The 20,397-nt window shown below is 65.5% G+C and carries 24 protein-coding genes; 10 read left to right on the top strand and 14 right to left on the bottom strand.

Going from position 1 to position 20,397, the window contains the following annotated elements; genetic code table 11:
* Positions 1-134 precede the first annotated feature (134 nt).
* Complete coding sequence (locus BP26_RS0103210) at positions 135-377, top strand: type II toxin-antitoxin system Phd/YefM family antitoxin (protein ID WP_029919138.1); 243 nt, start codon at positions 135-137, stop codon at positions 375-377.
* Positions 374-637 carry a Txe/YoeB family addiction module toxin gene (locus BP26_RS0103205; RefSeq protein WP_029919137.1) on the top strand — a complete coding sequence of 88 codons (264 nt, stop codon included), beginning with the start codon at positions 374-376 and terminating at the stop codon, positions 635-637. The genes BP26_RS0103210 and BP26_RS0103205 overlap by 4 nt, the downstream gene beginning before the upstream one ends.
* Positions 638-706: 69 nt before the next feature.
* Here the strand turns inward: BP26_RS0103205 and BP26_RS30275 are convergent, their stop codons facing one another.
* From BP26_RS30275 to BP26_RS0103190, 3 genes are all read right to left on the bottom strand, one after another.
* Positions 707-4,228, bottom strand: a complete 3,522-nt coding sequence (locus tag BP26_RS30275; protein WP_029919136.1) for a patatin-like phospholipase family protein — start codon at positions 4,226-4,228, stop codon at positions 707-709.
* A 213-nt stretch (positions 4,229-4,441) separates the two neighbouring features.
* The gene (locus tag BP26_RS0103195; protein WP_036515988.1) at positions 4,442-4,858 is read right to left on the bottom strand and encodes a nuclear transport factor 2 family protein; all 417 of its coding nucleotides are present in this window, start codon (positions 4,856-4,858) and stop codon (positions 4,442-4,444) included.
* Between the two features lie 186 nt (positions 4,859-5,044).
* Positions 5,045-5,233, bottom strand: a complete 189-nt coding sequence (locus BP26_RS0103190) for a CsbD family protein (RefSeq protein WP_029919134.1) — start codon at positions 5,231-5,233, stop codon at positions 5,045-5,047.
* 229 nt (positions 5,234-5,462) lie between these two features.
* On the opposite strand from BP26_RS0103190, the gene BP26_RS0103185 reads away from it, so the two are divergent.
* Positions 5,463-5,876, top strand: a complete 414-nt coding sequence (locus tag BP26_RS0103185) for an MAPEG family protein (protein WP_051748198.1) — start codon at positions 5,463-5,465, stop codon at positions 5,874-5,876.
* A gap of 336 nt (positions 5,877-6,212) precedes the next feature.
* Here BP26_RS0103185 and BP26_RS0103180 read toward each other — a convergent pair whose 3' ends face one another.
* Together BP26_RS0103180 and BP26_RS0103175 are read right to left on the bottom strand one after the other, a co-directional pair.
* Positions 6,213-6,665 (bottom strand): type II toxin-antitoxin system death-on-curing family toxin, encoded by a 453-nt coding sequence (locus BP26_RS0103180; protein WP_029919132.1) that lies wholly within the window; start codon positions 6,663-6,665, stop codon positions 6,213-6,215.
* 12 nt (positions 6,666-6,677) lie between these two features.
* A complete protein-coding gene (locus BP26_RS0103175) occupies positions 6,678-6,902 on the bottom strand; it encodes an AbrB/MazE/SpoVT family DNA-binding domain-containing protein (RefSeq protein WP_029919131.1) in 225 nt (74 codons plus the stop codon).
* 89 nt (positions 6,903-6,991) lie between these two features.
* On the opposite strand from BP26_RS0103175, the gene BP26_RS0103170 reads away from it, so the two are divergent.
* Positions 6,992-7,588, top strand: a complete 597-nt coding sequence (locus tag BP26_RS0103170; RefSeq protein WP_029919130.1) for a DUF938 domain-containing protein — start codon at positions 6,992-6,994, stop codon at positions 7,586-7,588.
* A 229-nt stretch (positions 7,589-7,817) separates the two neighbouring features.
* A complete protein-coding gene (locus tag BP26_RS0103165) occupies positions 7,818-8,252 on the top strand; it encodes a DUF3429 domain-containing protein (protein WP_029919129.1) in 435 nt (144 codons plus the stop codon).
* Between the two features lie 33 nt (positions 8,253-8,285).
* Here the strand turns inward: BP26_RS0103165 and BP26_RS0103160 are convergent, their stop codons facing one another.
* A complete protein-coding gene (locus tag BP26_RS0103160) occupies positions 8,286-8,732 on the bottom strand; it encodes an SRPBCC family protein (RefSeq protein WP_029919128.1) in 447 nt (148 codons plus the stop codon).
* Positions 8,733-8,866: 134 nt separating this feature from the next.
* Between BP26_RS0103160 and BP26_RS0103155 the strand changes: the two genes are divergently transcribed.
* Both BP26_RS0103155 and BP26_RS0103150 read left to right on the top strand, forming a co-directional pair.
* Entirely contained in the window at positions 8,867-9,982 is a 1,116-nt protein-coding gene (locus tag BP26_RS0103155) for a mechanosensitive ion channel family protein (RefSeq protein ID WP_029919127.1), read from the top strand.
* A complete protein-coding gene (locus BP26_RS0103150) occupies positions 9,979-10,632 on the top strand; it encodes an MBL fold metallo-hydrolase (RefSeq protein ID WP_029919126.1) in 654 nt (217 codons plus the stop codon). Before BP26_RS0103155 ends, BP26_RS0103150 begins: the two co-directional genes overlap by 4 nt.
* A 69-nt stretch (positions 10,633-10,701) precedes the next feature.
* On the opposite strand, the gene BP26_RS0103145 is transcribed toward BP26_RS0103150, so the two are convergent.
* Positions 10,702-11,496 (bottom strand): SDR family NAD(P)-dependent oxidoreductase, encoded by a 795-nt coding sequence (locus BP26_RS0103145; RefSeq protein WP_029919125.1) that lies wholly within the window; start codon positions 11,494-11,496, stop codon positions 10,702-10,704.
* A gap of 215 nt (positions 11,497-11,711) precedes the next feature.
* Between BP26_RS0103145 and BP26_RS0103140 the strand changes: the two genes are divergently transcribed.
* On the top strand, positions 11,712-12,299 hold the full coding sequence (locus tag BP26_RS0103140; protein WP_029919124.1) for a ferritin-like domain-containing protein: 588 nt from the start codon (positions 11,712-11,714) through the stop codon (positions 12,297-12,299).
* Positions 12,300-12,354: 55 nt separating this feature from the next.
* Here the strand turns inward: BP26_RS0103140 and BP26_RS0103135 are convergent, their stop codons facing one another.
* The 3 genes from BP26_RS0103135 to BP26_RS0103125 all read right to left on the bottom strand — a co-directional run bounded on the left by BP26_RS0103135 (position 12,355) and on the right by BP26_RS0103125 (position 14,418).
* A complete protein-coding gene (locus BP26_RS0103135) occupies positions 12,355-13,239 on the bottom strand; it encodes a pirin family protein (RefSeq protein WP_051748196.1) in 885 nt (294 codons plus the stop codon).
* A gap of 69 nt (positions 13,240-13,308) precedes the next feature.
* On the bottom strand, positions 13,309-13,707 hold the full coding sequence (locus BP26_RS0103130) for a DoxX family protein (RefSeq protein WP_029919122.1): 399 nt from the start codon (positions 13,705-13,707) through the stop codon (positions 13,309-13,311).
* Positions 13,708-13,812: 105 nt separating this feature from the next.
* Positions 13,813-14,418, bottom strand: a complete 606-nt coding sequence (locus BP26_RS0103125; RefSeq protein ID WP_029919121.1) for an FMN-dependent NADH-azoreductase — start codon at positions 14,416-14,418, stop codon at positions 13,813-13,815.
* A gap of 120 nt (positions 14,419-14,538) precedes the next feature.
* On the opposite strand from BP26_RS0103125, the gene BP26_RS0103120 reads away from it, so the two are divergent.
* Both BP26_RS0103120 and BP26_RS0103115 read left to right on the top strand, forming a co-directional pair.
* Positions 14,539-15,531, top strand: coding sequence for a LysR family transcriptional regulator (locus BP26_RS0103120; RefSeq protein WP_084182752.1), 993 nt, complete (start codon positions 14,539-14,541; stop codon positions 15,529-15,531).
* The gene (locus tag BP26_RS0103115; RefSeq protein WP_157572332.1) at positions 15,531-15,803 is read left to right on the top strand and encodes a YkgJ family cysteine cluster protein; all 273 of its coding nucleotides are present in this window, start codon (positions 15,531-15,533) and stop codon (positions 15,801-15,803) included. Before BP26_RS0103120 ends, BP26_RS0103115 begins: the two co-directional genes overlap by 1 nt.
* 52 nt (positions 15,804-15,855) lie before the next feature.
* On the opposite strand, the gene BP26_RS28250 is transcribed toward BP26_RS0103115, so the two are convergent.
* The 4 genes from BP26_RS28250 to BP26_RS0103100 form a co-directional block, all read right to left on the bottom strand.
* Positions 15,856-16,206 (bottom strand): endonuclease domain-containing protein, encoded by a 351-nt coding sequence (locus BP26_RS28250; RefSeq protein ID WP_084182762.1) that lies wholly within the window; start codon positions 16,204-16,206, stop codon positions 15,856-15,858.
* 132 nt (positions 16,207-16,338) lie between these two features.
* Complete coding sequence (locus BP26_RS0103110; protein ID WP_029919118.1) at positions 16,339-18,222, bottom strand: ATP-binding cassette domain-containing protein; 1,884 nt, start codon at positions 18,220-18,222, stop codon at positions 16,339-16,341.
* 98 nt (positions 18,223-18,320) lie between these two features.
* The gene (locus BP26_RS0103105; protein WP_029919117.1) at positions 18,321-19,259 is read right to left on the bottom strand and encodes an alpha/beta fold hydrolase; all 939 of its coding nucleotides are present in this window, start codon (positions 19,257-19,259) and stop codon (positions 18,321-18,323) included.
* Positions 19,260-19,419: 160 nt separating this feature from the next.
* A complete protein-coding gene (locus BP26_RS0103100) occupies positions 19,420-20,295 on the bottom strand; it encodes an acyl-CoA thioesterase (protein ID WP_029919116.1) in 876 nt (291 codons plus the stop codon).
* Between the last annotated feature and the right edge of the window lie 102 nt (positions 20,296-20,397).

Raw genomic sequence — 20,397 nt, 5'->3', positions numbered from 1 at the left:
CATCGTCATTCCCGCGCAGGCGGAATCCAGTTTCCCTGGCTACGGCGCTGTAGTCCCAGTGGCGCTATAAATATCCAGGCTTGCCGATCCGTACGTAAAAGCGTACGCTTAACTGCCTGCCAGGATTCGATTTAATGACCGACCGCACCGCCAGCGAAGCCCGCGCCAATCTCTACCGCCTGCTCGATGAGACGGCGGAAAGCCACAAACCCATCCGCATCACCGGCAAACGCAACAACGGCGTGCTGGTATCTGAAGAAGATTGGGCCGCGATCCAGGAAACCTTGTACCTGCTCTCCATCCCCGGCATGCGAGAGTCCATCAAGAAGGGTATGGAAACACCCACCGGCAAACTGGCCCGGAAGCTTGATTGGTGAGCTGGACGCTGCTTTACACCAAGCAGGCGCAGAAGGACGCCAAGAAACTCAAGGCTGCCGGCCTCAAGGAAAAGGCCCAGACGCTTCTGGCTGTGATCGAGCGCGATCCTTTTGCGAATACGCCTCCATACGAAAAGCTGGTTGGCGATTTGGCCGGAGCTTACTCTCGTCGCATCAACATCCAGCACCGTCTCGTCTATCAGGTTATCAAGCCGGAGAAAGCGATCAAGGTATTGCGCCTGTGGACGCACTACGAATGAAATGTTCCTTCGCGGTCAGCGTGCGTGGAGCGCAGCATATTTTGTAGCGCACCTTTATCCGGGCATTTGCTATCCCCCCGGCATATCCGCCGTAGCCGGCAACCAAAACTCGATCATCCCCGGCGTCGCCCGCAACCGGCGCGGCAACTGCCTCGCCACGCTGTCGTTCCGCTGGTAGCGTGCATTGAAGGCATCGGCCAGTGCCTGGGCGCAATCCTGCTCCGCTTTCGTGTGATAGATGAAGGTCGGATGCGGCCACGGTATCGGCGCCGCGCCGCCGCTGCGTGACGCGCTGGCGGTGACGTTCTCGATGCCGGCGGCAGCCACGCCGGCGCTGGCGGCTTGCTTGCCGAATTCCGCCGCCTGGGCGCGGGCGTCCTCGCTGAAGATCTGGGTGAACAGCTGCACCGGTCCCCAGGCGGCGGGCTTGCAGGCCTGCGCCAGCGCCGAGGCGCCGGATTGCGGACTGGCGGCGCCGGTTGCCTGTGGCGGCGGTGCGCTTGCGCTCGCCATCGGCGGCGGCGCGGCTCCTCCCGCCGGCCCTGCCGCGACCGGCGGCGGTGCCGCGGCAGGTACTGCCGGTGGAGGAGGTGGGGGCGGCGGCGCTTCCGCGCCTACCATCACCGGCGTTTCTTGCGGTGTTGGCATCTGCACGCCGGAATCCGCCAGGTCGGCCGCATTGCTGGCCGCGTCCCATTGCGAAGCGATGGTGCCCTGCCAGTAGTCCACCCACACGGCGTGCGTCGGCGGCGCCTGTTGCAGGTAGCTGCGGTAATCGACGCAGGTATTCTTCAGCGTCGCCCCATCCTTGGCGCAGCGCGCGCTCACCGCCGCCACCAGGCGATTGTCGGCATCCTTGGTCAGGTCGATGATGCCGAGGCCGCCCATCGATTCGCTGAAGGTCTGCAGCTTGGTGTCCAGGATCAGGTCGTCCGTCTCCGTCGCCACTGCCTTGATGGTGTCCTCGTAGGTGGCGACGAACTGCGTGCGCTGGTCGTCGCGGTCCTTGCGGTAGGAGTCGAAGGTCTGCCACAGGCCCAAGGCCACGGTCAGGCCGATGCCGGCGCCCACGGAAGTGCGCACCGTCTGCCCCACGCGCTGCCGGCGCAGCGCCGCGGCTTCGTCCGGCGTCGGCAGCTTGTCCGCCACCGTCTTGAAGGTGGCGGGCGGCGTCCTGATCTGGCCCCACTCGCGGGCGAAGCCCAGCAGCCTGTCGTTGACCGCGCCGCCCAGGATCAGTCCCAGGTTGTGGTAACTCTCCCACTGCGCCTCGTCGAAGAACTGGTCGCTGGTGTCCTGCTGCGGGAAGCGGCGATCGCCGTCGGCATAGGCCACCACGTCCAGCGGCAACTCGTTGGTACGGTGGGGCTTCACCACCAGCAGCGTGCCCAGGCGGCCGTCGTCGTAGCGCACCCGTCCCACCAGCAGGTATTGCAGGCCCGGCTCCGGCGTGATGGTCAGCGGCGTGCCGACATGGCGCAGCGAGGAAGGCGCGCCCTCGGCCTCATCCGCGGTCAGCGTGCCGGGATCGAGGAATTCGATCTCCGCCGCGTAGTCGATGCGCGCTTTGCGCACCAGGTTTTCCAGGTCGGCGAACAGGTAGTTCTCGTCCTGGCCGCAGTCGGCCAGCACGATCAGGTCCACCTTGCGTTTGAGCAGGGCGTAGACGCCGGTGTTGTCGAAGAAGCCGCCGTCGGACAGGTACCAGTGCGGATCGCGCAAGCCGGGGAAGCTCGCGAACAGCTCCGCCAGCGTCGCCCGGTACTTCGCCAGCCAGCCGGCGCGGCTGCTGCTGCGCGCGCCGCGCGCGGAGGGGAACCAGAAACCCAGCCGCAGCCCGGTGAGGAACAGCAGCGCCGCCATGCCCGGCGCGGTCTTCGAGCCCATGCCGCTGGCCAGCGCCGCGCCGGAGATCGTCGCCCACTGTCCCAGCGTGGTGTCCTGCAATGCCGCGTGCGGCAGCGGCCCGTGCGTGCCGGTCTCCATGCCGCGCGCGCTCACCGTCAGCGCCACGCCCTTGCGGTCGGCGTTGTAGGCGCCGGTGCGGTCGTCGCGGGTCTGGTTGATGCAGCAGTTGATCAGGTGAATGGGGCCGCCGTGCCGGTGCGGCGCGTAGTCCGGCAGCGCCGGGTCGTCGCCGGCTACCGCGTACTCCAGCCGGGCGATACCGGCGATATCGTCGCGTCGCGCCGGCAGCAGCGGCGTGCGCGGGAAGCGTCCGTCCTTCCCCTCACCGCGCACATTGCCCACCGAGATGTAGGCCCGCGCCAGCCGCGACAGGTACAGGTAATTCAGCGAAGCCAGGTTGAGCTGCCCCAGGTTGCAGCCCGAGACCAGCACATAGAGCACCAGCGCCGCGAAGATGCCGGCCAGCCGCAGCAGCGGCAGCCACACGATGCCTGGGGAAGCCGTGCCGGCACCGGCAAAGATGAAGGCCATCAGCAGCGTGGTCCACAGCAGCACCAGCAGTCCCAGCAGGACCATGCCGGCGATATTGGCCAGCGTCGCCGCCGGCAGCCCCGGGCCATCCGTCTTGGCCGAAGCCGCCTGGACCTGCTTGCCGGCCGCGCGCAGCAGCGGCAGCGCCGCCATGGTGAAACCGGAAGCGCCCAGCGCCTTGGCCAGGGTCAGGTCGTGCAGCTCGTGCACCAGCAGGAAGGCCAGCGCATCGAGCACACCCACGCCGATCAGCAGCAGCGACAGCACCAGGCAGTTGCGCAGCCACAGCGTCATGCGCAGGCGTATCTCGGCCGGCTCGCTGTTGAGGAAGCACAGGCGCAGCAGCACGCCGGCCAGGGCCGCAGAAAGCAGGCCCACCATGAATGCGCCCATCACCACCAGGGTCGATGGCGGCCCCTCGGCCAGCTGCATCCACACCCAGCGGCCGATCAGCGCCGCGCCGCCCACCGCCGCCACGGCGCTGACCACGCCGCGGCAGCGCGGGCAGCTGCAATTGCCTTCGTCGCGCGCCTGCCAGTAGGCCCAGGCGCTGGCCGAAGCCCCGAACAGCGGCAGCGGCACCAGCCACCACCACACCGAGAGCAGCTTGCTCCACAGCCACATCAAGCCGAAGTGCACCGAGGCTGGCAGCACCGGCAACAGGGCATGCGGCAGCGTGATCAGGCAGGCCGCCAGCAGGATCAGCACCGCCACTTCGAAGTGCGTGGCGACCATGCCGCGGAAGATCGAGGCCGCCGCCTGCGCCAGGTCCTTGCCCCCGGCCGGCGTCAGGTAGCGGCCGTTGTTGCGCATCCACCACAGCAGCAGGGATTCGTCCGAGCCCAGCCCACGCTCCACCGCTACGGCCGGCGTCTCCTTGCTGTACAGCCGACCCAGCATGGAGCCGATGTAGCCGCCGCCGGAAACGGTGGAAAGATAGTCGAAGCGCTTCAGCAGCCCGTTCTTCGCGAGCGCGCGCAGCAGGCCGAAGCAGAAGGTGGCACTGCGGATGCCGCCGCCGGACAAGGCCAGTCCCCAGGTCAGCGGATCGCTTTTCTCAACCCCGGCAGCTTCGCGGCGCTGGCGCACCTCGGCGCTGAATTCCGCATCGCGGATGTCTTCGTCTGCGGCTGCAATCGGACGCTGTTCCATGTTGCTCCCCCGGCAAATCCCCACACGGCAGCTTCACGCACGTTCCCCTCTCCCACTTGTGGGAGAGGGGTCAGGGGAGAGGGCCGCTTCACCAGCGCAGCGTCCCTTCCCGCAAGCAAGCGAAGCTTCTTGTTGTTTCCAAAACGAAAGTGTCGCAGTACTAGCGTCCCTCGTCCCGGCACAACATACCGTGATCCAGTGCCCAGGTCCCGCTCAGCCGGCGGGCCGCCGCTGTCCGCCGCAGAGGATGTCCGTCACCCGCTCGGTATCCATGTACTCCTTGAACTCCACCACCTTGCCCTCACGGAAGCGGAACAGGAAGTGGTACTGGTTGCTGTAGAGCCTGCCGGAGACATGCATCCCTTCCGACTCCGCTTCCACTGCCACGCGCTCGCCTTCGGCGGTCATGCCCAGGATGGTGAAGCGGATGCCCTGCGGAAACACCTGCAGGATGCCGGCGGCGTATTGCGCGATCTGCTCCTTGCCGTAGCTGCCGGAGATCAGCGTATTGCCCGTGGTCACGCAGCGCCCGTCCTCGGCGTAAGCGTCGACGATGGCGGCCGAGTCGGCCTGGTTGAGGGCCGCGAAGAAGGCCTGGACCTTTTCCCTGTTGCGCTGTTCCGTTGTCATGGTGACCGCCGTTTGCCTGCGTGGAGGTCACCAGCTTGGGTCGGCTTCAGGGGTGCCGCGCCATCCAAACGGGTGAAGGCGGGGTCGGCCGGCATCTGTTCCGGCATGGCGACCGGTAGCGCGTGTCCGCTACAGCGTCCCCGGCAAGCTTTGGCGAGGCGGCATAGCTCGGCGCCTGGCCGCGGATCATCCCTTGTCTTTGAGCTCTTTATCGAGATCGCTTTTCAGATTGCCGAAAGTCTTCTGGATCTGGCCGGCGGTGTTCTGGATCTTGCCCTTGTTCTCCATGGTCTTGTCGCCCAGGATTTTTCCGGTCGTTTCCTTGACCTGGCCCTTCACCTGTTTGATGCCGCCTTTGATCTGGTCTTTGTTCATGTGAGTGTCCGGTTGCTGCCGCGTATGAATGGATGCGCCGCGGTGTGTGCAGGCCGGCGCCGATCTGCAGGGACTATGCGGTCGGCGGATCGATAGGGTCTGTTCGGCGGCCCGCTTAGTTGTTGCGCTTCGCGAACGCCATGGGTCGCTTGTGCAACAATCACCCGGCTGAATCCGCATGCAGCCGCCTCGGCCCATGCGCAAAAATTCTCGGGGGGAGAAAACAATCATGATGGTCACACCGCTTTACGCCGGCCTGCTGGCGCTCTGGTATCTGGTGCTCAGCATCCGCGTCATCCAGTACCGCGGCGCCGCCAGGATCAACCTGGGCGACGGCGGCGATGTCGGCATGCTGCGTCGCATCCGCGCGCACGCCAACTTCGCCGAGTACGTGCCGCTGCTCCTGCTGATGATCGGCTACCTGGAAGTCAGCCATTTCTCCATTTACGTCCTGCATGCGCTCGGCGCCAGCCTTTTGGTGGCGCGCCTGCTCCATGGCATCGCCTTTTCCTTCACGCAGAAATGGGCACCGGGACGCTCGCTTGGTGCGGGGATCACTTTCCTGCTGCTGCTGATCGCCGGCGTGCTGTGCATCTACCAGGGCATCCAGGGCCATCTGGCCTGGTACGGCACGCACCTCTGAGAGCGGCGCGTCGATGGCATTGTCCGGCCATTCTGACTACGAGCCGATGAAGGCGGTCTTCGACCGTATAGTCAAGCGGACTTTGCGCCCTTACGCCCGGCGCGGGTCGATGGCTTGACCGCGGGTTTTGCAGGACCGGATGCTGCGAAAGGCTTATGGATACCCTCGACGGCCGACGAAGTCTTGGCGGAAATCCAAAGGGCACGCTTTCGTGCCGCAAGATCGCGGAGATATGGATTGGAAGCGGAAAGCTTGGTGCCCATGCCCTATGTTGGCCCTTCGGATTGCGGGAAGTCTTGAATAAGCCACTGTGCACCAGTGCGCCCGGCTGGCCACTCATTTCTTGGGGGAGTTCCTGCCCGCTGCTTTATATGAAGCAGGCGGCTCCTGAATGCTATCCGGCTTATGGGTCTGGATGCGCGGCCGCAGCCACGCGGCCAACTCTTCAGCCGGCAGCTTCCCTTCGGCGAGCGCCAGGAACAGTGGGAACAGCTCGATGTCTTCGGCCATCAACTGCCCGCCGTTCAGTTCGATGAAGGTTTCGCAGCAGACTGCCGCGCTGCGCTTGTTGCCGTCCACGAACGGATGATTGCGCGCCAGCCCGAAGGCGAGGCTGGCGGCAAGATCGGCGATGTCGGGCAGGGGATCGCCGTAGGCATGAAGCTGCTGCGGTCGGGCGAGCGCGGATTGCAGCATATTGTCGTCGCGCACGCCGGAACTGCCGCCGTGTTCGGCAAGCTGACGATCATGAATCGCCAGTACCAGCTCCTTGCTGAGCCAGATGATCATGACGGCCTCCGCTCAATTTTCGGAGAGCTTGCGCAGCAGGGTGCGGCGTCGGCGCATGACGCTTTCCGCCACATCCATCTGCTGCTCGAACGTCGGGTCATAAGGCATCAACTTGATGCCATCCGGCAGCTCGGTTACATACAGTGTGTCGCCCTTGTCGAGGCGCAGGCGGGCCAGCAGTTCTTTCGGCAGGACGACGCCGGCCGAGTTGCCGACCGTGGTGATCTTGAGTTTCATGGCAAACCCTCCTTCTTTATTATAACACACGTACATACATCCTCCACCCGACGCCTACCGCGCCGGAACAGTCGTTTCCCTGGAGCCGCATGAGCGATAAACCGTATTCACCCGCCAGCGAGCGCAACCGCGATCCCATCCTGGCCGTGCTGCGCGAGTACTTTGCCGACCGCAAGCGCGTCCTGGAAATCGGCAGCGGCACCGGCCAGCACGCCGTGCACTTCGCCGCCGCCCTGCCGCAGCTGGTCTGGCAATCCTCCGACCGGGCGGAAAACCTGCCCGGCATCCGCGCCTGGCTGGACGAAGCGGGCCTGCCCAACACACCGGCGCCGCTGGAGCTGGACGTGAACCAGCCCCAATGGCCCGCCCAGCGGTACGATGCCGTCTACAGCGCCAACACCCTGCACATCATGAGCTGGGCCGAAGTCGAGAGGCTGTTCCAGCGGCTGCCGGAGATCATGAGGCCGGACGCCAGGCTGGCCGTATACGGTCCGTTCAATTACGGCGGCCGCTTCACCAGCGACAGCAACGCTGCCTTCGACGCCTCCCTCAAGGCGGCCGTGCCCCATCGCGGCATCCGCGATTTCGAAGCCGTGGACGCCCTGGCCCGCGGCATCGGCCTGAACCTGCTGGAAGACCGCCAGATGCCCGCCAACAACCGCTGCCTGGTCTGGGCACGATCGTAGGGCGGCCCGTGGCCGCGGTCGCTCGCCGCATGCGTGCCAACAAAAACCCTTGGCACGCATGGCACGCATGGAGTTTTTCAGCCCTTTTCCCGTCGGCTCTCACAGTCCGCAGTCCGGGAAGCGCGCAACACCGACGGCGGCCTTTACGGCTGCTTCGAAAGGTGGATGCGCATGGCGGCCCCGGATTCCCGGCGCATACTAGGCGCACCGTTCCCGCAGGACAGGACCAATGAAACTGCCGCCGCTGGTGTTCGTACTGGGCTATGCCGGGTTGATTCCCTTCCTGGCGGGGCCGGCGTGGCTGACGCTCTCTCCCCAGACGGCCCCGCCCTGGCTCGACCACCTGTGGCTGCTCTACGCCGCGATGATCGCCAGTTTCATGGCCGGTACCTTCTGGGGCATGTCCCTGCTGGTGGCGCAGGGTCCGAACGGCATGATCGGCATGGCCATGTCGGCCGTGCTGTTCATCCTGTCCTGGGCCACGCTGGCCCTGCCGTTCCGGCCCTGCCTGTTCGCGCTCGCCGGCGTGTTCGTGCTGCTGGTCGCGGCGGAAGTGTGGCGCGAGCGGACCATCGATCCCCTCAGCGGCTATTTCACCCTGCGCGCCACCCTGACCCTCGGCGTGCTCCTGACCATCGCCTGGCGCGTGATGCTGGGTGTTTGAATTTCTCTCTCCCTGCGGAAAGAGAGAAATTCATCAGGAAGCTTTCACCAGCCGCTTCTCGATCGCCTCCAGCATGTGCGTGAACCCCTTGGAAATCTCGCTGGCCAGCAGCGGCGTCAGCAGCTTGCCGATCAACGGGATTTTCAATTCCACGGTGGAGGTCCAGCTCACCACCGTCCCGCCCGGAGTCCTTTCCAGGCGCACGATGCCGCACTTGTGCTGTATCGGCGGAAAGGACTTGGTGATCTGGTAATCCAGCCGCGTCGGCGGCTCGAAGCGGGTGATCTCCTCGGTGAAGCGCGCCTTGCCGACGTCGATCCAGCGCACGGCGCCCACGCCGTTCTTGACCGGCGTGCCCATCCGGATCAGCTTCGAGTCCTTCACGCCCGGCAGCAGCTTGTAGTTGGCGTGGTCGGCCAGGATCTCGAAAACCTTCTCGATCGGCGCCGCGATGGTGTGTCTGACGTTGACGGTCTGCATGTCGTTTTCCCGCCCTGGCGCCCCGCCGCGCTGTGCGGGGGGAGAGGCCGGGCGGCCTTTCGGGGATAATGTAGCCGAATCCCGCAACCGATCGCGCGGTCCGTCCTCAGACCGGACCCGCCCATGACAGACCGATGAAAGAACTCCTGCAACTCGACCATATCCTGCTGCACAACCCGGTACAGGACTGGCTCATCGCCGTCGGCATCGTGCTCGGCATGCTGCTGCTGGCCAAGCTGATCAAGCGCCAGGTGATCAAGCGCATGTCGGTGCTGGCGCGCAGCAGCGAACGGCCGTTCTACGGCGCCATGGTCAAGACGGCGCAGGCCACCAAGCTGTGGCTGATCGGCATCGTCTCCCTGCAGATCGCCAGCCAGTACCTGGACCTGCCGCACCGGGCCGAGTCCACGCTCCAGCGCATCATGATCGTGGCGGCGTTTCTCCAATTCGGCATCTGGCTCAGCGCCCTGCTCGACTTCTGGATCTCGCGCTCGCGCAACCACCTGCCGGATGCGGATGTTGCCGACAGCAGCCGGCTCGATCCCTTCAGCTTCCTCGGCCGCCTGATCCTGTGGACCCTGGTGCTGCTGCTGGTGCTGGACAACATGGGCGTCAACGTCACCGCCCTGGCCACCTCGCTGGGCGTCGGCGGCATCGCCGTGGCCCTGGCGGTGCAGAACATCCTCGGCGACCTGTTCGCCTCGCTGTCCATCGTCATGGACAAGCCCTTCGTCATCGGCGATTCCATCGCCCTCGACGGCCTTTCCGGCACGGTCGAACACGTCGGCCTCAAGACCACGCGCATCCGCAGTTCCACCGGAGAACAGCTGGTCGTCGCCAACAGCGACATGCTCAAGGCGCGCCTGCGCAACTACAAGCGCATGCACGAGCGCTGCATCACCTTCGGCTTCACCGTGCCCTTCAGCACCGGCGCCGACCAGCTCGAGAAAATTCCACAGCTGGTGCGCGAGGCCATCGAAGGGCGCGAAGCCGTGCGCTTCGACCGCGCCCACTTCAAGGACCTGGGTGGCAGCGCCTACAGCTTCGAAGCCGTGTACTGGGTGCGCCAGCCGGACTACAAGGTCTACATGGACGCGCAGCAGGCGATCAACCTGGCCCTGGTGCGCGCCTTCGCCAGGGAAGGCGTGCAGCTGTCCTATCCTTCGCAGACCCTCACCGTCGAAGCCCCGGTCAGCCTCAAGGCCGTCGTCGCTTCCGGGCCGGGCGGCACAGCCGGAGAGTCCGCATGACCCTGCAATGCGAAATCATCCCGGTCACGCCCTTCCAGCAGAACTGCTCGCTGGTCTGGGACACGGCCACCATGCGCGGCGCCCTGGTGGACGCCGGCGGCGAAGTGGATCACCTGCTGGAACGCGTGCGCCATCACGGCGTGCAGCTGGAAAAGCTGCTGGTCACCCACGGCCACCTCGACCACGCCAGCGGCGTGCAGGATCTGGCCGAGCGGCTCCAGCTGCCGATCGAGGGGCCGCACGAGGATGACCTGTTCTGGATCGAGGGCCTGCCGCAGGCGGCGAAACAATACGGCTTCCCGCCGGCGCGCAGCTTCACCCCGGACCGCTGGCTCCGTCACGGCGACACCGTGACCGTCGGCTCGCTCACGTTCGACGTCCTGCATTGCCCGGGACACACCCCCGGCCACGTCGTGTTCCACCATGCGCCTTCGCGCGTGGCCTTCGTCGGCGACGTCCTGTTCCAGGGCTCCATCGGCCGCACCGACTTCCCGCGCGGCAACCACGCCCATCTCATCGACGCCATCCGCAACCGGCTGTTCCCCCTGGGCGACGACAACCGCTTCGTGCCCGGACATGGACCGATGTCGACCTTCGGGCAGGAGCGCAAGAGCAATCCGTATGTCTCGGATGCCGCGGTGAAGGATTAGTTCTTCCTCAACAAACGTCATTCCCGCTTGCGCGGGAATGACGTTGCCTGAAGACGAGCGGTGCGCTACTTACGCAATCGACCTGACCACGCCCCCATCCACCCGCAGCGCCGTTCCCGTCGTCGCCGAGGCCTGCTCCGAGCAGGTATACACCACCAGGTTCGCCACTTCCTCGACCGTGATGAAGCGCTGGATCAGCGAACTCGGCCGCACGCTCTTGAAGAACTCCTGCTCCACCTGCTTCTCCGTCGTGCCCTGGCCGCGCGCCAGGTCGGCGACGAAGCCTTCCACGCCTTCCGAGCGCGTCGGTCCCGGCAGCACGCTGTTGACGGTGACGCCCGTTCCGATCAGCGTTTCCGCCAGGCCGCGCGCCACGGCGAGCTGGGCGGTCTTGGTCATGCCGTAATGCACCATCTCGGCCGGAATCTGCAGGCCGGACTCGCTGGAGATGAAGACGATGCGGCCCCAGCCGCGCTGCGCCATGCCCTGGCCATACAGCCGCGCCAGGCGCACGCCGCTGAGCACGTTGACGTTGAAGAAGCGCTCCCAGTCGGCGTCGGGAATGTCGAAGTAGCCCTTGGGCTCGAAGATGCCGAGATTGTTGACCAGGATGTCCAGCTCGGGACGCGACTGGTGCAGCTGCGCGGCCACCGCGGCGTTGGAGAGGTCGCCGGCGAAGCCCAGCAGCTGCGCGCCCGGCACCGCCTTGCGGATGCTCTCGATGGCGGCGGAGACGCGCTCCTCGGTCCGGCCGTTGACGATCACGGTGGCGCCGGCCTCGGCCAGGCCCTTGGCTACGGCGTAGCCGATGCCGGCGGTGGAGCCGCTGACCAGGGCACGCCGGCCCTTGAGTTGAATCTGCATGTGAACTCCTTGCTAGGTGAAGGGAAAAACTGAAATTCCTTGGGAATCAGACCGGTGCAGACGCTCAACCACGAGCCGCCCGGAACATCGGCATAGCGCCGCTGTCCACTAGTTCGGCATTAGACAGGGACATGTCCCGCTGGTTTCTGCATGGGCTTTCAATTGGGCCTTTGGTCCCCGTTTCAATCGGCCGCTCGACAACAAGGAGATGCACCATGGCAGCGAAGCCTTTTGTTTCAGACATCAAAGCGATCCGTGAACGCGCGCGCGAGCACATCAGGAAAGGGGCGGTGACCGAGGGCTACAAGGCGGACCGCGGTACCGTCATCAAGATCCTCAACGAGGCACTGGCGACCGAACTGGTCTGCGTGCTGCGCTACAAGTACCACTATTACATGGCCTCCGGCATTCACTCCAAGGGCGTCGCCGCCGAGTTCCTGGAACACGCCAACGAGGAACAGACCCACGCCGACCAGATCGCGCAGCGCATCACCCAGCTCGACGGCAAGCCCAACCTCTCGCCGGAAGGCCTGCTCTCGCGCAGCCATTCCGAATACGTCGAAGGCCATGATGTGGTCGAGATGATCGAGGAAGACCTCGTCGCCGAACGCATCGCCATCGACAGCTACCGTGAAATCATCCAGTACCTGGGCAACGACGATCCGACCACCCGCCGCATGATGGAAGAAATCCTGGCGAAGGAAGAGGAACACGCCGAAGACCTGGGCACCCTGCTGGAGCAGCTGGGCCAGAAGGGCGAACCGAATGCGGAGCCGCTGAAGAAGGCCAAGGCGCACGCCTAGGTCAACAGCATTCCCCTCTCCCGTAAGTGGGAGAGGGGATCAGACTCATCAATGCTCAGGCCGCAGCGGCCAGTTTGCCGTCGCGGTAATCGGCCAGTGCCTGCTCGATTTCCTCGCGCGTGTTCATCACGAACGGCCCGTACTGCACCACCGGCTCGCGCAGCGGCTTCGCCGCCAGCAGCAGGAAGCGCACGCCTTCCGGTCCGGCCTGCACCTGCACGCTGTCGCCGTCCGACAGCACGCCGGCGGCGCGATGCGGCAGCTGCCTGGCTTTTTCCCCGGTACCGACCTTGGCGCTGCCCTCGTAGGCATAGAGGAAGGCGTTGTGGCCGACGGTCAGCGGCGCATTGAATTCCGCGCCGGCCGGCAGATGCACATCGAGATAGAGCGGATCGGTGGACAGCTTCCGGCTGCCGTTGACCGGACCGCTGATGTCCTTGCCGCCATTGGCGAAGGTGCCGGCGATGATCTTGACCCGGCCGCCGTTGGCCAGCTCCACCACCGGAATTTCGGTGGCGGGAATGTCGCGGTAGCCAGCCGGCTTCATCTTCTCCTTCGACGGCAGGTTGATCCACAGCTGGAAGCCGCGCATGCGCCCTTCGCTCTGCTGCGGCATCTCGGAGTGGATGATGCCGCGCGCGGCGGTCATCCACTGCACGCTGCCCGGGGCGAGATCGCCGCGGTTGCCGAGGTGATCCTCGTGGCGCATGTGGCCGTCGAGCATGTAGGTGACGGTCTCGAAGCCGCGATGGGGGTGCGAGGGGAAGCCGGCGAGGTAGTCGTTGGGATCGTCGGAATAGAACTCGTCCAGCATCAGGAACGGATCCACGTGCATGCCGCGCTGGCTGCCGAGGCTGCGGCGCAGCTTCACGCCGGCGCCATCGGAAGTCGGCTGCGACTCGATGACATGGACCATGGTCCGCGGGGTTGTGGTGTTCATGATTCGCTCCTTGAAGGAAAACCCGCCGGCTTGCGCCGGCGGGGACTGCGGCAGCTTGCGATACGTTCTTTACTTCTTGCTGAACAACCCATCCAGGCTCAGCTTGCCGGCGCCGTTGGCGACCAGGAAGAGGAAGCCGCCGGCGAGGCCGATGTTCTTCAGCAGCATGATCTGCGAAACCTGGTCGGAACCGCCGTGGAACACAAAGCCGGTGATGATGGCGAAGCCGGCCAGCAGCAGCGCCACGACGCGGGTGTACAGGCCGAAGACGATGGCGAGGCCGCCGCCGAGTTCGGTCAGGATCACCAGCGGCAGCAGCGCGCCGGGTACGCCGGCCGACTGCATGTAGCCCTGGGTCGCGGCATAGGCGCTGATCTTGCCCCAGCCCGAGAGAACGAAGAGTGCGGCGATCAGCACGCGGCCGACGAGGTCGGAATAAGGCTTGGTGGTGTCGAAGAATTTGTTCATTGCAGTACCCCTGAATGGATGATGCTGGTTAATGTGTCGCTTGTTTCAACAGTCCGCGCCATGGATGGCGCGGTTCGTGGACAGGACGTCAATCAAGACAGGACGTCACACCGCCAGGCGTTTCGCCTCGTCGCTAGCCTTGGCGAGGCTCTCTTCCCTGCTCTGCGGGCTGATTGCCAAGCCTTCAGCGTAGACGAATTCCACGTCGTTCATGCCGAGGAAGCGCAGGAAGTCGCGTACGTAGCTGGTCTGCGTGTCCATCGGCGTGCCGACATACATGCCGCCGCGGGCGGCGAAGACGTAGACCTTCTTGCCGGTGAGCTGGCCGACCGGGCCTTTCTCGGTGTACTTGAAGGTGATGCCGGCGCGGGCGATGTGGTCGAAATAGGCCTTGAGCTGCGACGGCACGCCGAAGTTGTACATGGGCAGGCCCAGCACGACGATATCGGCCTGCTTCAGTTCGTTGATCAGGGCGTCGGAATACTCGACCACGGCGTGCTGCCCCGGGGTGCGCTCTTCCGGCTTGGTGATGAAGGCGCCGAAGCGCTCGGCGGTCAGGTGCGGCACCGGGTCGGCGGCGGCGACGTCGCGCACCACCACTTTTGCATCGGGGTGGCGCTCCTGGAAGGCGGCGACGAATTGCCTGGCGAGCTGGCTGGACTGGCCGTTGCCGTTGTTGATGCTGGCGTTGATCTGAAGAAGGGTGGTCATGGCGCATCTCCTCTTGAATCGGTGATGGAACGGTTCCGTTCCGGAGTGGCGCCATTTAAGTATTGATTGATTAGATAGAAAAGCACAAAATTTAGGGCCTACTTATCTATCCATTAGATAATGACCGCTAACCCACGGATTTCACTGGAACAATGGCGCGCCCTCCTGGCCGTGGTGGACGCCGGCGGCTACGCCCAAGCGGCGGAAGTCCTGCATAAAAGCCAGTCGGCGGTGACTTACGCCGTGCAGAAACTCGAATCCCTGCTCGCAGTGAAGGTGTTCGAGGTGGTCGGCCGCAAGGCGCACCTGACTCCGACCGGCGAGGTGCTGTACCGCCGCGCCAAGGCCCTGCTGGAGGAAGCCAGCGTGCTGGAAAATGCCGCCGGCAGCCTTGCCGCCGGCTGGGAGCCGGAACTGCGGCTGGCAATGGAGATCATTTTTCCGACCTGGGTGCTGCTGCAGTGCTTCGAGCGCTTCGCCAAGGAGCGGCCGCAGACGCGCATCGAACTGTACGAGACGGTGATCAGCGGCACCGAAGAGGCCCTGCTGCAGCGCAAGGTCGACCTCGCCATTACCTCGCAGATCCCACCTGGCTTCGCCGGCGATCCGCTGATGCGGATACGCTTCATCGCCGCCGCGCATCCGGATCATCCCCTGCATCAACTCGGCCGCGAACTGACCATGCAGGACCTGCGCAAGCATCGCCATCTGGTGATCCGCGACACCGGCAGCCAACGCCGCAGCGGCAGCTGGGTCGGCGCCGAACAGAGCTGGACCGTGAGTCAGAAAGCCACTTCGATCCACGCCGCCTGCATGGGCATGGGCTTCGCCTGGTATCCCGAGGAAACCGTGCGCAACGAACTGGAGCACGGCCTGCTCAAACCCCTGCCGTTGCGCGAGGGCGGCGAGCGCTGGGGTGATCTCTACCTCGTCTTCGCCGATCGCGACTACGCCGGGCCCGGTGCCCTGCGCCTGGCGGAAATCATCCGCGAGCAGGTGAGCGGCGAGTGCCGCAAAGCCCGGGGTGAGCAGGCCGCGGTGGATCTGCCTGTGAATGGCGGGGTCGCCAGGCCTCAGCCGGAGTGGGCCGATACCAGGCGCGGCGGATGTTGATGGAGTGTCGTGCAAGCTGCGGCGCCTGCTGCATCGCGCCCTCCATCTCGTCGGCGATCCCCGGCATGCCGGACGGCAAGCCGGCAGGCGTGCGCTGCGTGCAGCTGGCCGAGGATTTTCGCTGCATGATTTTCAATGATCCGCGCCGGCCACTCGTCTGCGGCGGGCTCAAGGCGCGTACCGAGATGTGCGGCGCCGAGAAAGGCCTGGCGGGACGCGAGTTCGCACTGGCTTATCTGGACAGGCTGGAACTGGCGACGCGGCCTGACTAGTTTTCTCCCTCTCCCCATCGAAGATGGGGAGAGGGCCGGGGTGAGGGGCGGCTCACTCGCCGTTTACTGCTCCGTGTATCGCTTCAAGTACGGCTGCAGTTTGGGACAGTACATCGTTGTTCCAGAACCTGAGAACCCGATAGCCCTGGGTTTGAAGAAAAGCCGTACGAGCTTCGTCCTGAATCACATTATCTGCATGTTGGCCGCCATCTAGTTCGACGATCAGCCGTTTCTCGACGCATGCAAAATCCGCAATGTAAGGGCCGATCGGATATTGGCGGCGGAACTTGCAACTGAACAAGGTGCGGTTGCGTAGCGAGCGCCAGATCAGGCGCTCAGCGTCGGTGGAGTTGCTGCGTAGGTTGCGGGCGAGAGAAGTTAGCGGCGTACGATGATTGCGCATGCTCGATCTGGCGGCGGAGCCCCTCACCCTAACCCTCTCCCCACGTGCGTGGGGAGAGGGGACGTAGAGTTACTATGCCACCGCTTTTACGATCGTTGAAAGATTGTCGCAGCCAAGCTGCTTGATGGGGCGCTACGCTTCCAGCGTGGCCAGCTGCTCCGAAGCCGCCAGCCATTCCTCTTCCATCTTCGCCAGCTTCTTCTTCAGCTCGCCCTGCTCCTTGAGCAGTTTCGCCACTTCGGCGCTGCGGCTGGCTTCGTACATGACGGGATCGGCGAGGCGGGCGTCGAGCGCGGCCAGGTCTTTCTGCATGCGGGCCATCTGCGTGTCGAGCTTCTTGATGGCGTCCTTGTGATTGCGCACCGCCACGCGCTGGTCGGCGGCGGCGCGGCGCTCGTCCTTGGCCGAGGTGCGGTTGCTGTTCTTCGGCGAACTGTCCTTGGTGGTGTCGCGCGTGCCGAGCCAGCGGGCGTAGTCGGTGAGGTCGCCTTCGAATTCCTGGCAGCGGCCGTCGGCCACCAGCCAGAGCGAGTCGCAGGTGCTGGAGAGCAGGTGGCGGTCATGCGAGACCAGCACCACGGCGCCGGCGTAGTCCATCAGCGCGGTTTCCAGCGCATGGCGCATGTCCAGATCGAGATGGTTGGTCGGCTCGTCGAGCAGCAGCAGGTTGGGCTTCTGGAACACCACCATCGCCAGGGCCAGGCGCGCCTTCTCGCCGCCGGAGAACGGGGCGATGGCCTCGAAGGCGCGGTCGCCGCGGAAGTTGAAGCCGCCGAGGAAGTCGCGCAGCGACTGCTCGCTGGCCTTCGGGTCGAGGCGGCGCAGGTGCAGGACCGCCGAGGCCTTGGGGTCGAGCTGTTCCAGCTGGTGCTGGGCGAAGTAGCCGATGCGCAGGTACGGGTCGCGCATGATCTTGCCGACCTGCGCTTCCAGCTCGCCCGCCAGGGTGCGCACCAGGGTCGACTTGCCGGCGCCGTTGGGACCGAGCAGGCCGATGCGTTCGCCGGGGGCGACGAGCATGCGCAGCTTGTGCAGGATGGTCTTGCCGGGGTAGCCGGCGTCGACTTCGTCGAAGCGGATCAGCGGCGAGGGCAGGCGGTCCGGGGTGGGGAATTCGAAGGAGAATTCGGAATCGGCGTGGGCCGGGGCGACCAGCTCCATGCGCTCCAGCTGCTTGATGCGGCTCTGCGCCTGGGTGGCCTTGGTGGCCTGGGCCTTGAAGCGGTTGATGAATTTCTGCAGGTGCGCCACCTGGCGCTGCTGCTTGGCGTGGGTGGCGGTCTGCAGCGCCATCTTCTCGGCGCGGATGCGCTCGAATTGCGAATAGTTGCCGGTGTAGAGGGTGGCGCTGGTGCCTTCCAGGTGCAGCGTGTGGGTGGTCACCGCGTCGAGGAACTCGCGGTCATGCGAGATCACCAGCAGGGTGCCGGGGTATTCCACCAGCCAGTCCTGCAGCCAGATCACCGCGTCCAGGTCCAGATGGTTGGTCGGTTCGTCGAGCAGCAGCAGGTCGGAGCGGCACATCAGCGCGCGCGCCAGGTTGAGGCGCATGCGCCAGCCGCCGGAGAAGTCGGCGACGGCGCGCTCCTGCGCCTCGGCCGAGAAGCCCAGGCCGTGCAGCAGGCGGGCGGCGCGGGAGCGCGCGGCGTAGCCGCCGATGGTGCCGAGCCGCTCGTGGATCGAGCCGATCTTGTCGGCGTCGTGCGCATCTTCGGCGATGACCAGGCGCCGTTCCAGGTCGCGCAGCTCGAAATCGCCATCCAGCGCGAACTCGATGGCGGCGTCCGGCAGGGCCGGGGTTTCCTGCGCCACGGTGGCAATGGCCAGGTTCTTCAGAACCGAAACATTGCCCTTATCGGCATGCAATTCGCCCAGAATGGCGGCGAACAGGGTCGATTTACCCGTTCCATTGCGGCCGACCACGCCGGTGCGCCAACCCGGGTGAATGGTGAAAGTGGCGCTTTCCAGCAGGGTACGCGCGCCGCGCCGCAGCGTGGCTTGGGTCAGGGAGATCATTCGCGCATTTTAGCTTGCCGGGGCTGCTATTGTGCGGAGCAACAAAAAGCGGCTCCCGGGCGATCCCGGAAGCCGCCTTGATCGCGGGCGCCGCGGTTTTAGTGCCTGGCCAGCGAATCGTGGAATTTGATGTAGTCGGCCGCCACCTGCGCCGGCGCTTCGAGCATCGGCAGATGCCCCATGTCCGGCAGGATGACGACCTGGGAATTGGGCAGGAGCCGGTGCAGGATTTCGGCGCCGGAGTAGTGCAGGGCGCGGTCGTGATCGCCCCATACGATCAGGGTCGGCGTGGCCAGGTTCTTCACCTGCGGCTCCAGCGGCGCATCCTTGACCAGTTCGGCGAAGACTTTCTGGTTGAAGTCGTAACTTTCCGCCGCGTGTTGCGCCAGGACGGTGATCAGCGCATGCGGCACGTAGGGGCGATGCACGAAGACGAAGTCCAGCAGTTCCTGGTATTCCTCCGGGGTCCGCGCAATCAGCGGCACATGCCCGCCCTTCTTGACGATCGTGACCAGATCGCTGTCCTGCGCGGTGGAGACTCCCGCCGGGGCCAGCAGCCACAGGCTGTCGACCTGTTCCGGATGCGCGGCGGCGTAGGCGCCGGCGATCCAGCCGCCCATCGAGTTGCCGCCCAGGTTGAAATGGTCCAGGCCCAGGGCCGCGGCGATCTGGCTGACGTAGACCACCTGGTCCCCGATGCGGCTCTGCTCCGGCGACGGCTTGGTGCTTTCCCCATAGCCTGGCAGGTCGATGGCGTAGACATGGAAATGCGGAGTCAGATAGCGGGCCACGCGGGTCCAGTTGTCCTTGTCCGCGCCGAAACCATGGAGCAGCAGCAAGGGCTGGCCCTGGCCGCCTTCGAGGTAGGCGACGTTGAAGCCGGGGATATTGGCTTCCTTGCGCTGCAAGCCGGCGGCGCTGCGCTCGGCGCCCAGCGCGGCTTCGGCGAAGCGGGCCGGGAGGAAGAAGTCGAAGACGCCGTAGACCACGACAAAAATCGCCAGCAGCAGTAATACCAGCTTCAATGCCTTGCGCATCACGAGCTTCTCCCCAGGACCACGGACCACGGACCACGGACCACGGCTGCCGAGGCAGCCGGTTTTATTTGGCCGCGATTCTGTACAGGCCGGGGGCTGCTGGCATTTGCCGCGGAGACAATGTCAGGCTGCGTCCGGCCAAAGACCGGGACCGGCGGCCTCAGCCGCCGGGCTGCATCCGCCGCATCAGGTTTTCCTGCACCACGCTGGCCACCAGGCGGCCGCCGCGGTCGTAGATCAGGCCGCGCGACAGGCCGCGGGAGCCCTGCGCCGAGGGCGAGTCCATGGCGTAGAGCAACCAGTCGTCGGCACGCACGTCGCGATGGAACCAGAGGGCGTGGTCGATGCTGGCGACGGCGTTGGCGGGATCGAGAAAGGACATGGCGTGCGGCCGCAGCGCGGTGGACAGCAGGTTGAAGTCCGAGGCATAGGCCAGTACGCAGCGGTGCAGCATGGGGTCGTCCGGCAACTGGCCGGCGGCGCGGAACCACAGGTTCTGCGTCAGGCCGCCGACTTCCGGCTGCAGGGGATTCCACGGCGTCACCGGGCGGAACTCGATGGCCAGGGTGCGCAGCATCGCGTCTTTGGCGCGCGGATGGATATCCGGTCGCGCCAGGATCCATTCCTCTGCCAGCTCGCGCTGCGGGCGCAGCGATTCGGGCGGCGGTACCTGCGGCATCGGCATCTGGTGCTCGACGCCCTCCTCCGGCCGGTGGAACGAGGCGATCATCGACAGGATCGGCTGGCCGTGCTGGATCGCCTGCACCCGGCGCGCGGTGAAACTGCGGCCGTCGCGCACCCGATCCACTTCATAGACGATCGGCAGGGCCATGTCGCCGGGGCGCAGGAAGTAGGCATGCAGGGAATGCACCACCGAGCCTGCCACGGTGCGACCGGCTGCCACCAGGGCCTGGCCGATGACCTGGCCGCCGAACACGCTCTTGCCGCCGAGATCGCGCGACTGGCCGCGGAACATATTGTCTTCCAGGGCTTCGAGGTCGAGCAGGTTGACGAGGTCCTCGAGCACGCGGTTCATCGCTGGTCCTTCACTTGGGTTGTATGGCCGGCGCGCCGGTAAGCGGGCTTTCCGGGCAATCGCTTTTGGCGACGAGCCTGATTATCATCCGCGACCGGCAGA

Origin of the sequence: Nevskia soli DSM 19509 (genome assembly GCF_000711955.1) — a bacterium.
Classification (GTDB): Bacteria; Pseudomonadota; Gammaproteobacteria; order Nevskiales; family Nevskiaceae; genus Nevskia; species Nevskia soli.
The sequence above is the reverse complement of the archived record's forward strand: the minus strand, read 5'-3'. Positions and strand labels throughout refer to the sequence as shown.

What these genes read in the sequence shown, in the direction of transcription:
- BP26_RS0103210 (WP_029919138.1), top strand. Translation starts at nt 135, where the DNA reads ATGACCGACCGCACCGCCAGCGAAGCCCGCGCCAATCTCTACCGCCTG.
- BP26_RS30275 (WP_029919136.1), bottom strand. Translation starts at nt 4,228, where the DNA reads ATGGAACAGCGTCCGATTGCAGCCGCAGACGAAGACATCCGCGATGCG.
- BP26_RS0103195 (WP_036515988.1), bottom strand. Translation starts at nt 4,858, where the DNA reads ATGACAACGGAACAGCGCAACAGGGAAAAGGTCCAGGCCTTCTTCGCG.
- BP26_RS0103190 (WP_029919134.1), bottom strand. Translation starts at nt 5,233, where the DNA reads ATGAACAAAGACCAGATCAAAGGCGGCATCAAACAGGTGAAGGGCCAG.
- BP26_RS0103185 (WP_051748198.1), top strand. Translation starts at nt 5,463, where the DNA reads ATGATGGTCACACCGCTTTACGCCGGCCTGCTGGCGCTCTGGTATCTG.
- BP26_RS0103180 (WP_029919132.1), bottom strand. Translation starts at nt 6,665, where the DNA reads ATGATCATCTGGCTCAGCAAGGAGCTGGTACTGGCGATTCATGATCGT.
- BP26_RS0103175 (WP_029919131.1), bottom strand. Translation starts at nt 6,902, where the DNA reads ATGAAACTCAAGATCACCACGGTCGGCAACTCGGCCGGCGTCGTCCTG.
- BP26_RS0103170 (WP_029919130.1), top strand. Translation starts at nt 6,992, where the DNA reads ATGAGCGATAAACCGTATTCACCCGCCAGCGAGCGCAACCGCGATCCC.
- BP26_RS0103165 (WP_029919129.1), top strand. Translation starts at nt 7,818, where the DNA reads ATGAAACTGCCGCCGCTGGTGTTCGTACTGGGCTATGCCGGGTTGATT.
- BP26_RS0103160 (WP_029919128.1), bottom strand. Translation starts at nt 8,732, where the DNA reads ATGCAGACCGTCAACGTCAGACACACCATCGCGGCGCCGATCGAGAAG.
- BP26_RS0103155 (WP_029919127.1), top strand. Translation starts at nt 8,867, where the DNA reads ATGAAAGAACTCCTGCAACTCGACCATATCCTGCTGCACAACCCGGTA.
- BP26_RS0103150 (WP_029919126.1), top strand. Translation starts at nt 9,979, where the DNA reads ATGACCCTGCAATGCGAAATCATCCCGGTCACGCCCTTCCAGCAGAAC.
- BP26_RS0103145 (WP_029919125.1), bottom strand. Translation starts at nt 11,496, where the DNA reads ATGCAGATTCAACTCAAGGGCCGGCGTGCCCTGGTCAGCGGCTCCACC.
- BP26_RS0103140 (WP_029919124.1), top strand. Translation starts at nt 11,712, where the DNA reads ATGGCAGCGAAGCCTTTTGTTTCAGACATCAAAGCGATCCGTGAACGC.
- BP26_RS0103135 (WP_051748196.1), bottom strand. Translation starts at nt 13,239, where the DNA reads ATGAACACCACAACCCCGCGGACCATGGTCCATGTCATCGAGTCGCAG.
- BP26_RS0103130 (WP_029919122.1), bottom strand. Translation starts at nt 13,707, where the DNA reads ATGAACAAATTCTTCGACACCACCAAGCCTTATTCCGACCTCGTCGGC.
- BP26_RS0103125 (WP_029919121.1), bottom strand. Translation starts at nt 14,418, where the DNA reads ATGACCACCCTTCTTCAGATCAACGCCAGCATCAACAACGGCAACGGC.
- BP26_RS0103120 (WP_084182752.1), top strand. Translation starts at nt 14,539, where the DNA reads ATGACCGCTAACCCACGGATTTCACTGGAACAATGGCGCGCCCTCCTG.
- BP26_RS0103115 (WP_157572332.1), top strand. Translation starts at nt 15,531, where the DNA reads ATGGAGTGTCGTGCAAGCTGCGGCGCCTGCTGCATCGCGCCCTCCATC.
- BP26_RS28250 (WP_084182762.1), bottom strand. Translation starts at nt 16,206, where the DNA reads ATGCGCAATCATCGTACGCCGCTAACTTCTCTCGCCCGCAACCTACGC.
- BP26_RS0103110 (WP_029919118.1), bottom strand. Translation starts at nt 18,222, where the DNA reads ATGATCTCCCTGACCCAAGCCACGCTGCGGCGCGGCGCGCGTACCCTG.
- BP26_RS0103105 (WP_029919117.1), bottom strand. Translation starts at nt 19,259, where the DNA reads ATGCGCAAGGCATTGAAGCTGGTATTACTGCTGCTGGCGATTTTTGTC.
- BP26_RS0103100 (WP_029919116.1), bottom strand. Translation starts at nt 20,295, where the DNA reads ATGAACCGCGTGCTCGAGGACCTCGTCAACCTGCTCGACCTCGAAGCC.